General features: G+C 58.3%; 2 protein-coding genes. One reads left to right on the top strand and one right to left on the bottom strand.

Annotation, left to right across the window (positions count from 1 at the left end; genetic code table 11):
• Positions 1 to 77: 77 nt before the first annotated feature.
• Positions 78 to 1,355 carry a group II intron reverse transcriptase/maturase gene (gene ltrA, locus INT19_RS03705; RefSeq protein ID WP_193059771.1) on the bottom strand — a complete coding sequence of 426 codons (1,278 nt, stop codon included), beginning with the start codon at positions 1,353 to 1,355 and terminating at the stop codon, positions 78 to 80.
• 421 nt (positions 1,356 to 1,776) lie between these two features.
• Here ltrA and INT19_RS19355 point away from each other — a divergent pair.
• Positions 1,777 to 2,088: hypothetical protein (locus INT19_RS19355; protein ID WP_226912297.1), on the top strand; the 312-nt coding region annotated here is incomplete at its 3' end.

The following is a 2,088-nucleotide window of genomic DNA, read 5'->3' as shown; positions in this document are numbered from 1 at the left end:
ATCGAGTAGGGTGAGGCGTTACCGCCTCATCCCTCTCACAGAACCGTACATACGGGCCTCGTATACGGCTCATGCCATTAACTTACCCCGAACTCGGGGACAGTGATGCCCGTTTTGATCTTCGTTAAGTCCATCAACTTCAGATCGTCATGCAAGTAGGCGCTGGGGATCGCCAGATGGGCCAGCGGTGACGCCGCGTTACGCCAGCTTTGCATCTTGATGTACTTAAACGGCGGGCGGTAGCCCAACTGTTTCAGCCTTCGATGCAGCCGACTCGGCTTCTTCCACTGCTTGAGCTGGACGCAGCGGAGACGCCGCCTGACCCAGCTCATCACCTGTTTCAACACCCGTGCGCAGTTCGCTACCCGGAAGTAATTGGCGAAGCCACGGAGTACAGGATTCAGTTCGCGGATGATCACCGCAAGCCCTGCACCTCGATTGCGCTTCGTCAACGCTTTCACCTTCTGCTTAAGTTTCACCACCTTCTTTTCCTGGATGCGGGTGTACTTGGTGTGGATCACCACCCCCAGGAACTTGATCCCCTCGTCGCTGTGCGCGATGTGGGTCTTGGTGGCATTGACTGTCAGCTTCAGCTCACCTTCCAGATAACAGTGGGCTGCCCTCAACGCGTTCTCCGCTCCAGCCCGTGAGCTGCACAGGATCAGGATATCGTCCGCGTAGCGGACGATTCGATGACCCCGTGCCTTCATGAACTGGTCGAAGGCGTCCAGGTAGACGTTGGCGATCAGCGGACTGATCACGCCGCCCTGGGGGCTGCCCAGCGCCGTCTCTTCAAGGTGGTGCCCCACCATCACGCCGCTTTCCAGGCACTGGCGCAGCAGCGACAACACACTGCCGTCCGTGATCCGTTGGCGGAACTGGCGGATGATCAGGTCGTGGTTTAACGTGTCGAAGCATTTCGACAAGTCCATATCCACTACCCATTCACGCCGGTAGCGGCGCACGAACAGCTCCGCCTTGCCAATGGCATGGTGGCCACTGCGTCCCGGACGATACCCGTAGCTCGAGGGATGAAAGTCCGGTTCGAAGAGCGGTTCGATGATACTGCGTAATGCCTGTTGCACAACCCGGTCTCGAACCGTGGGAATACCCAACAGACGTTCACCGCCGTCATCCTTGGCGATGGCAACGCGCCTGACAGGCTGCGCTCGATAGCGCTTTTCCTTCAGTTCGAGGAGCAGACACGACAGCTCCACCTCCAGATTCACCTCGAACGCACTCAGGCTCTGCCCATCGATTCCGGCCGCACCTTTGTTGCGCTTGACGTGTCTGAAGGCTTCATACAGGCGCTGCTTTGACAGCAACTGCCCGTAAAGACTGTAGTATTTCCTCATGCCTGCTCATCTCTGTGATGACGGCTCCGATCGTCGGTCTGGCTACTGGTCTGTTTCAAACGACCCGTCCGGGTACTAGCGCTTGGCAATCTGCCGCCACGGTGTCGTTCTACTCCCTCGTTCAGAGAAGGACGAAGCCACTGTGTTCCCACCGCACTTCGACCCACTTCCCTGCCCCGTCGGACAGCTTGTGAACGCAGCGTCCACCTTCGGATCAATATCCGTCGTTCTCATTAATGACTTCCGCCCTTCGCATCCGACCAAGGCTTTTGGCCTTGCCCAGTCCACTGAACCTCCGCCAGCGGTCGATCCGGTTTTATCCTCCACGCTGTTACCAGGCTTCACAGGCCGGAACTTCCTCACTACTACGGCATCATCTGCCACCTCACACCCGACCCGCTCTTGGCTTTCACCTTGACGCGTGCCTTCCAGACAAACTGGATACGGTGCCAGGCTTCCCCGGTTACTGCACCGGCTCCCTGTTAACGATGCCACCCTCAAACACAGCACAGGCCTGACTGAGTATCGGGCGTCGCGCTATTTTGCACGCTTACCCACCTGTGCTGCCGAAGCAGGTTCACTTGCGTTGTGTACCGTTAACACCCTATGGCTTCCTTCAGACCCCACCGTTGGCCAGTGGCGCCCTTGCCAGTCGGGTTGTCTTCCCCTCAGTCGGGGTGACGACACCTTCTTTCAGGTGTCCGGGGTTGCCGGCTTCGCCGGGCAAACAAAA

Source organism: Halomonas sp. 3A7M (assembly GCF_014897875.1).
Taxonomy (GTDB): domain Bacteria; phylum Pseudomonadota; class Gammaproteobacteria; order Pseudomonadales; family Halomonadaceae; genus Vreelandella.
This window is presented reverse-complemented; position numbering and strand designations above follow the sequence as displayed.

Coding starts and splice junctions, on each gene's coding strand:
- ltrA (WP_193059771.1), bottom strand. CDS start 1,355: ATGAGGAAATACTACAGTCTTTACGGGCAGTTGCTGTCAAAGCAGCGC.